This window comes from Streptococcus dentiloxodontae (assembly GCF_053206925.1).
Genome location: NZ_JBRUHR010000009.1, coordinates 66,554 through 73,430, shown reverse-complemented (window position 1 = coordinate 73,430; position 6,877 = coordinate 66,554). Strand labels below are relative to the sequence as shown.

General features: G+C 40.8%; 9 protein-coding genes. All 9 read right to left on the bottom strand.

The window, feature by feature from the left end; translation table 11 throughout:
* Positions 1–796 (bottom strand): hypothetical protein (locus ACVRZ8_RS06300; RefSeq protein ID WP_447448467.1); only part of this gene is annotated, 796 nt, incomplete at its 3' end.
* Between the two features lie 3 nt (positions 797–799).
* Positions 800–1,231 (bottom strand): hypothetical protein, encoded by a 432-nt coding sequence (locus tag ACVRZ8_RS06295; protein WP_447448465.1) that lies wholly within the window; start codon positions 1,229–1,231, stop codon positions 800–802.
* Between the two features lie 222 nt (positions 1,232–1,453).
* Positions 1,454–1,885, bottom strand: coding sequence for a hypothetical protein (locus ACVRZ8_RS06290; protein WP_447448464.1), 432 nt, complete (start codon positions 1,883–1,885; stop codon positions 1,454–1,456).
* Between the two features lie 125 nt (positions 1,886–2,010).
* Entirely contained in the window at positions 2,011–2,445 is a 435-nt protein-coding gene (locus ACVRZ8_RS06285; protein WP_447448463.1) for a hypothetical protein, read from the bottom strand.
* A gap of 232 nt (positions 2,446–2,677) precedes the next feature.
* Positions 2,678–3,100 (bottom strand): hypothetical protein, encoded by a 423-nt coding sequence (locus ACVRZ8_RS06280; RefSeq protein ID WP_447448462.1) that lies wholly within the window; start codon positions 3,098–3,100, stop codon positions 2,678–2,680.
* A gap of 124 nt (positions 3,101–3,224) precedes the next feature.
* The gene (locus ACVRZ8_RS06275) at positions 3,225–3,656 is read right to left on the bottom strand and encodes a hypothetical protein (protein ID WP_447448460.1); all 432 of its coding nucleotides are present in this window, start codon (positions 3,654–3,656) and stop codon (positions 3,225–3,227) included.
* Positions 3,657–3,878: 222 nt separating this feature from the next.
* Positions 3,879–4,304, bottom strand: a complete 426-nt coding sequence (locus tag ACVRZ8_RS06270; RefSeq protein WP_447448459.1) for a hypothetical protein — start codon at positions 4,302–4,304, stop codon at positions 3,879–3,881.
* Positions 4,305–4,407: 103 nt separating this feature from the next.
* Positions 4,408–5,358: a homocysteine S-methyltransferase gene (gene mmuM / locus ACVRZ8_RS06265; protein WP_447448458.1), complete on the bottom strand. Its 951-nt coding sequence runs from the start codon at positions 5,356–5,358 to the stop codon at positions 4,408–4,410.
* A gap of 9 nt (positions 5,359–5,367) precedes the next feature.
* Positions 5,368–6,744: an amino acid permease gene (locus ACVRZ8_RS06260; RefSeq protein ID WP_447448457.1), complete on the bottom strand. Its 1,377-nt coding sequence runs from the start codon at positions 6,742–6,744 to the stop codon at positions 5,368–5,370.
* Between the last annotated feature and the right edge of the window lie 133 nt (positions 6,745–6,877).

The window sequence follows — 6,877 nt, the reverse complement described above, 5'->3', positions numbered from 1 at the left end:
TAATGCGGTCGCGCATGGTCTCGTCCTGTTCTTTCAGATCCTCAGGAGGGGTAACTCCCTTACCATACTCAGTCTCACTAAGATCTAGGATTTCAACCGTCTTCTCCGGAGAATCAGCCGTTGGAAACGGACGTTCCCCTCGGTACAGTTTGCCTTCTGCCTGAATTTTCAGAGAAGCATCATGGACAGCATCAAAGGCTTGAGCATCTGTCATTTGCCTGAGATCGTCTATAGGAATGCCATTGATAGCCGTCACTTCGGGATGGTCACGAATCAAGAGCGGCAGCTCTGTCTGAGCCAGAACATTATCTCGGGTCACATCTGTTCCCATCAGAACCAAGACATCGCCTCTGGCATTAGCGCGCATATAGTTTTCTGACACGAAATCATTCAGAGATAGATTATTCCCAAAGCTAGTACGCTCTCGAACATCACCTGAGTAGTCACCACTCATCAACTGTTCTACAGTATTTCTATTTCCCAGCTTAAATTCCAATTCATCTCTAAAATTACTATTGTTGAGGATATTCTCCGCCCCATCATTGATGAAACTGTACTGTCCCTGACTGTTTTCAGAGAGTTCCTTGGCGGTCAGGAAGAGCTGAGACATGACCTCATTGTCATTACCCAGCCAGCCGGAGTAAGCAACAGCTGCTCCGCCATTAGCTGCCCGAAAGTCCATCTGGCTAATCTGTTCGTTTAGCTCAGATGCGAACCTCGCTTTATTGGCATCGCTATCTAGCGGCTGATCATAGTCTCTTATCCAATCAATGATATCTTGTGTACTTTTACTCATAGCCTACTCCCTAACTTCTGGTGTGGCAATATGCCTAAATTGGGTATCCAATTCTTTACCCTCATGATGAAAAACTTCTTTAATAACTTCAACTACCTCCGTTTTTTGATTAGCTAAAGAAGCTGGAATTTTTATATAATTAATATCTTCCAAAATGATTCCACGTTGTAACAGTTGAGTAGTATCTTCGTTCCAAATTGGACGATGAGAAACATTATCAATAGTTCTCGTATTAATATTAATCACCTGATTTTGCCAAATCAGAATATGATCGGACGTTCGATCATCTCTGTCTGCAAAACGACTGGTCCACATATAGATCCCTCTGTCCTTATCCGCAATCCATAATTTTCGACGAAGCCTGTCACTAAACACTCCCAACTCCTTTAGCATACCCCAATACTCTTCTGGAATTGCTTCTCTTACAAAAGCCATACCTAATCCTCCTCTAATCTTATGTTACTCTAATTGTACAGCAATGAGACCAATTTGTAAAATCAGGACAAATAAAAAAACGCTGGAATTCCAACATGCTTGCTGCTATCTGAGCAGCTCGTTCAGCTCCGATGCGAACCTCGCTTTATTGGCATCGCTATCTAGCGGCTGATCATAGTCTCTTATCCAATCAATGATATCTTGTGTACTTTTACCCATAACCTACTCCCTAACTTCTGGTGTGGCAATATCCTTGAACTCTATATCTAGTTCTTTTTCAGCATGATGAAAAACTTCCTTAATAATTTCAACCACCTCAGTTTTTTGATTAGCTAAAGAAGCTGGTATCTTAATGTGATTAATGTCTTTTTCAACAATTCCGCGCTGCAACAATTGAGTAGTATCTTCGTTCCAAATTGGACGATGGGCAACATTATCAATAGTTCTCGCATTAATATTAATCACCTGGTTTTGCCAAATCAGAATATAATCGGTCGTGCGATCTTCTCTATCCGCTCCCCGACTAACCCACAGGTAAATCCCTCTGTCCTTATCTGCTACCCAGATATCCAAATAGGTGTACTCATTATAAAGTCCCAACTCTTTTAGCATATCCCAGTACTCTTCCGGAATCACTTCTCTTACAAAGACCATGCCTAACCCTCCTCTAAATCTTATATTACTCTAATTGTACAGCAATGAGACCGATTTGTAAAATCAGGACAAATAAAAAAACGCTGGAAATCCAACAGGGTTGCTGCTATCTGAGCTGGCTGCCATCACTTATCCTCCCTAACTTCTGGTGTGGCAATATGAGTCAGCTCTATATCGTAGTGAGAGCCAGAATGATGAAAGGCCTCTCGGATGACCTCAATCAGAGCCTTACCCTGACTGGCCAAAGATTGGGGAATGCTTATCTTATTGATCCTCTCTTTCACCAGTCCTCTTTGAAGATGGGGATGACTGTCGTCCACCCAAACCGGCTCTTCAACAAAAGCAACCGTTATCGTATTAATGTATACAACTGCATTTTGCCAGATTAGGATAGAATCGGACGTTCGGTCTTCTCTGTCTGCAAAACGACTGGTCCACATATAAATCCCTCTGTCCTTGTCCGCAATCCATAATTTTCGACGAAGCCTGTCACTAAACACTCCCAATTCTTTTAGCATACCCCAATACTCTTCTGGAATTGCTTCTCTTACAAAGACCATACCTAATCCTCCTCTAAATCTTATATTACTCTAATTGTACAGCAATGAGGACAATTTGTAAAATCAGGACAAATAAAAAAACGCTGGAAATCCAACAGGGTTGCTGCTATCTGAGCAGCTCGTTTAGAGCAGATGCAAATGTCTCTAAATCTTTTGTGGTCTCTATAGGAGCATCATACTGGCTTATCCAATCAATGATATCTTGTTTCGTTTGTACCATTATACTCCCTCCTTAAATATAAATAGGTTGAGCAAGTTTCCTAAACTTAACATAAAAGTGTTCGTCTTCCGCACGGAAAGCTTCTCCTATAACTTGAAAGAGTTCTTTCTCTTGATTAGCTAATACTTTGGGTAAGCGAATTTCATTAATAGCCTCCTCATCAACCCCTTTTTCTAACAATTGACGCGTCTCTTCATTCCATACAGGATCTTTAGTCCTAACAGTCGTTACATTAAGATATATCACCTGATTTTGCCAAATCAGAATAAGATCGGTCGTTCGATCCTCTCTATCCGCAAAACGACTGGTCCACATATAAATCCCTCTGTCCTTGTCCGCAATCCATAATTTTCGACGAAGCCTGTCACTAAACACTCCCAATTCTTTTAGCATACCCCAATACTCTTCCGGAATCACTTCTCTTACAAAAGCCATACCTAATCCTCCTCTAATCTTATGTTACTCTAATTGTACAGCAATGAGACCGATTTGTAAAATCAGGGTAAATAAAAAAACGCTGGAAATCCAACATAGTGGCTGCTATCTGAGCTGGCTGCCATCACTTGTCCTCCCTAACTTCTGGTTTTGGAATTCGTTCTAAAATAATATCATAATGGTAATCAAGATTCTGAAAAACTTCTTTGATAATTTGGATTAATTCTTCTTCTTGACCAACTAAAAAGGTAGGAATTTTTATATAATTAACATAATCCTTAATCAACCCTTTTAACACTTCTGTATGGTTCTCATTCCAAGTGGGTTGTTTAGAATATTCAATTGGCATTGAATTAATATCAATAATCTGTCCTTGCCAAATCAGAATATAATCAGTCGTGCGATCTTCTCTGTCTGCTCCCCGACTAACCCACAGGTAAATCCCTCTGTCCTTATCCGCAATCCATAATTTTCGACGAAGCCTATCACTAAACACTCCCAACTCCTTCAGCATACCCCAGTACTCTTCCGGAATCACTTCTCTCACAAAAGCCATGCCTAATCCTCCTCTAATCTTATGTTACTCTAATTTTACAGCAATGAGACCAATTTGTAAAATCAGGACAAATAAAAAAACGCTGGAAATCCAACAGGGTTGTTGCTATCTGAGCAGCTCGTTCAGAGCAGATGCAAATGTCTCTAAATCTTTTGTGGTCTCTATAGGAGCATCATACTGGCTTATCCAATCAATGATATCTTGTGTACTTTTACTCATAGCCTACTCCCTAACTTCTGGTGTGGCAATATAGGTCAACTCAATGTCATAACGATAATCTGAATTCTGAAAAGCTTCTCGGATAATTTGGATCAGTTCCTTCCCACAACTGGCCAAAGCCTGAGGAATTTTTATATAGTTAATGCCTTCCTTGATTAGACCCTTTTGAAGGTGTTCATGAGTATCATCCCACTCAGGGAATTGAATACTAGCCGTTGACTCTGTATTAATATCTATAACTTGATTCTGCCAAATCAGAATATAATCGGTCGTTCGGTCTTCTCTATCCGCTCCCCGACTAACCCATAGGTAAATCCCTCTGTCCTTATCCGCTACCCACGCTTTTCGACGAAGCCTGTCACTAAACACTCCCAACTCCTTTAGCATATCCCAGTACTCTTCTGGAATCACTTCTCTTACAAAAGCCATACCTAATCCTCCTCTAATCTTATGTTACTCTAATTGTACAGCAACAAGACCAATTTGTAAAATCAGGACAAATAAAAACATCAGGAACGTTGTTCCTAATGTTTTACCCTCTAAATTCCGAATAAAGCGCCTTAATGTCATTGGGACGTGTACGACAGCAGCCTCCTAAAATCTTAGCATTGTTGGCAGCATGCCACTTCTTACTATGCTCTACCAGTGTCAGGGCATCTTTATCCTTGGGTCGCCAAGTTTGTGTTGCCCCATCGTAGACCTCGCCTGAATTAGGATAGGTGACTAATGGTTTTTTTGACTTTTGAAGCAAGGGCAGAGCCTTATCATAAAGCAAAGGAGAACTGCAGTTAATTCCTACTGCCAACACCTGCTCAGAAGAACTGATAAGCTCCGCAATTTCAGACAAAGGTGTGCCATCACTGATAGCCATATCTGTTTGAATGGTGAAACTCATATATGCCTGTGCTTGTGGAAATTCTTCTGCCAGCAAATCCCGTAATACCTTAGCCTCAGCTGCATTGGGAATGGTTTCCATAGCTAATAGGTCAACACCTTCATCTAAGAGAAGCTGAATGCGGGGACGATGAAATTCCTTTAACTCCTGCAAGCTGACTTGACCATAATCCCCAGTATATTCTGAACCATTAGCTAAATAGGCAGCATAAGGTCCTACATCTCCAGAAATCAGCGGATAAGGGCGTTTATTTTTCTCTGCGTCAGCTAAATCTGACCAGACCTTTGCTCGGGCATCTTTAGCTAGTCTGACGGTTAAGCGAATAATCTGCTCTGCTTCTTCCTCTGAAAGACCAGCTTCCAAAAGACCTGGGATAGTTGCCTGATAAGAGGAGGTTGTGATAAGATCTGAGCCTGCCGCTACATAAGTCTCGTGAATTTTTTGAATAACTTCAGGTTGTTTGAGCAGATAGTTAGCCGACCAAAGCTTTCCTGAAATATCGTAACCCAAGGCTTCCATCTCAGTTCCCAATGCACCGTGCAGAATAATCACATCCTGGCTATTTAGTAATTCTTTAAAGCTTTTCATAAAAACCTCCTAGAATTTCTTAAATTTAATATAATGATAGAGATAACACAGCAAAGTAAATGGCAGGCCAAAATAAATTCCAACTCTCATAGCTGAATCAAAAATACCGCCAAAAATGGAAATCAAAAGCAGACACACCGTAATCCAAGGCAAAACTGGGGTAAAAGGTGTTTTGTAATCCAATTCATCATCTGTATGCGTCTTTCTCCACTTTTTACGGAAACTAATCTGCGCCAAAGGAATTGAAAGCCAGACAGCCCCGACAGCAAAACTAGCCACTGATGTCAAAGCCAGAAAAACAAATGAATCTTCATATCGTGAAGCCAATAAACACAGAAGAGCTCCTACCATTGAAATGACCAAAGCTCGCATAGGGACACCGTGTTTATTGACCTTCACAACTTTTTTACTAATCATTCCTTCGTTAGCTAAAGACCACAGCATACGGCTAGAGGCATACAAACCCGAATTTCCAGCTGATAAAATGGCAATCAGGACGACGATATTCATAATATCACCAGCATAAGGAATCCCCATCTGGCTAAAAACAGCTGCAAAAGAGGCATTGACACCTGCTTCATTCATCGGCAGCAAAGCTGCCAAAACAATAATAGTTACAATAAAGAAAAGAACCAAACGTCCAATAGTTGTCTTAATCGCAGCTGGTACTGTTTCCTTTGGATTTTCGGTCTCACCAGCTGCAATACCAATCAACTCGGTGCCCGAAAAGGCATAGTTAACAGCCAGCATGACGGACAGAAAAGTGGGTAAATTTTTTGGCCAAAGGCCATTTTTAGTGTAATTCTCAAATAAAATCAAACGATTTTCACCATTGTAAGTTACCAAGCCAAACATTGCTCCAAGACCTAGGATAATAAAAATGATGATTGCCATAACCTTAATACCTGAGAAAAAAGATTCTGCTTCTGCAAAACTTCTAGTACTAAGAGCATTAATCGCAAAAACGATAAGAGCAAAAACTAGAGCAAAGACCCAAGAAGGAATATTGGGAAACCAATTATCATGCATGATGATGCCTGCTCCCAAAAATTCTGAGCCAAGAGCAAAAGTCCAGCAAAGCCAGTAGAGCCAAGCAACTGCAAAACCGCTGCCTGGGCTGATAAATTTGGTTGCATAAGTATGAAAAGAACCCGTTACCGGCATAGCAACTGCCAGCTCTCCTAGTGAGAGCATCACCAGATAAACAATAATAGAACCAGCCAAATAAGCAAGCACTGAGCCAAAAGGCCCAGCAACCTTGACTGTCTGTCCAGATGTCATAAATAGACCTGTCCCAATAACACCGCCAAGAGAAAGCATAAAAAGATGGCGACTGGTCATCTTGCGCTGCAGTTTTCCTTCGTTTTCAAAATTATGGTTGTCCATATATCCTCCAAAATAATTAATCCTTTTTATCATAACATACTTTATTCCTAAAACAGCTATAGTTTTTTCTTATCAAGCAATAGTCAGACATTATAGAGAACCTAAAAAAACTGAAAAGCTGTCCGCCTTCCAG

What these genes read in the sequence shown, in the direction of transcription:
- mmuM (WP_447448458.1), bottom strand. Translation starts at nt 5,358, where the DNA reads ATGAAAAGCTTTAAAGAATTACTAAATAGCCAGGATGTGATTATTCTG.
- ACVRZ8_RS06260 (WP_447448457.1), bottom strand. Translation starts at nt 6,744, where the DNA reads ATGGACAACCATAATTTTGAAAACGAAGGAAAACTGCAGCGCAAGATG.
- ACVRZ8_RS06285 (WP_447448463.1), bottom strand. Translation starts at nt 2,445, where the DNA reads ATGGTCTTTGTAAGAGAAGCAATTCCAGAAGAGTATTGGGGTATGCTA.
- ACVRZ8_RS06275 (WP_447448460.1), bottom strand. Translation starts at nt 3,656, where the DNA reads ATGGCTTTTGTGAGAGAAGTGATTCCGGAAGAGTACTGGGGTATGCTG.
- ACVRZ8_RS06280 (WP_447448462.1), bottom strand. Translation starts at nt 3,100, where the DNA reads ATGGCTTTTGTAAGAGAAGTGATTCCGGAAGAGTATTGGGGTATGCTA.
- ACVRZ8_RS06295 (WP_447448465.1), bottom strand. Translation starts at nt 1,231, where the DNA reads ATGGCTTTTGTAAGAGAAGCAATTCCAGAAGAGTATTGGGGTATGCTA.
- ACVRZ8_RS06270 (WP_447448459.1), bottom strand. Translation starts at nt 4,304, where the DNA reads ATGGCTTTTGTAAGAGAAGTGATTCCAGAAGAGTACTGGGATATGCTA.
- ACVRZ8_RS06290 (WP_447448464.1), bottom strand. Translation starts at nt 1,885, where the DNA reads ATGGTCTTTGTAAGAGAAGTGATTCCGGAAGAGTACTGGGATATGCTA.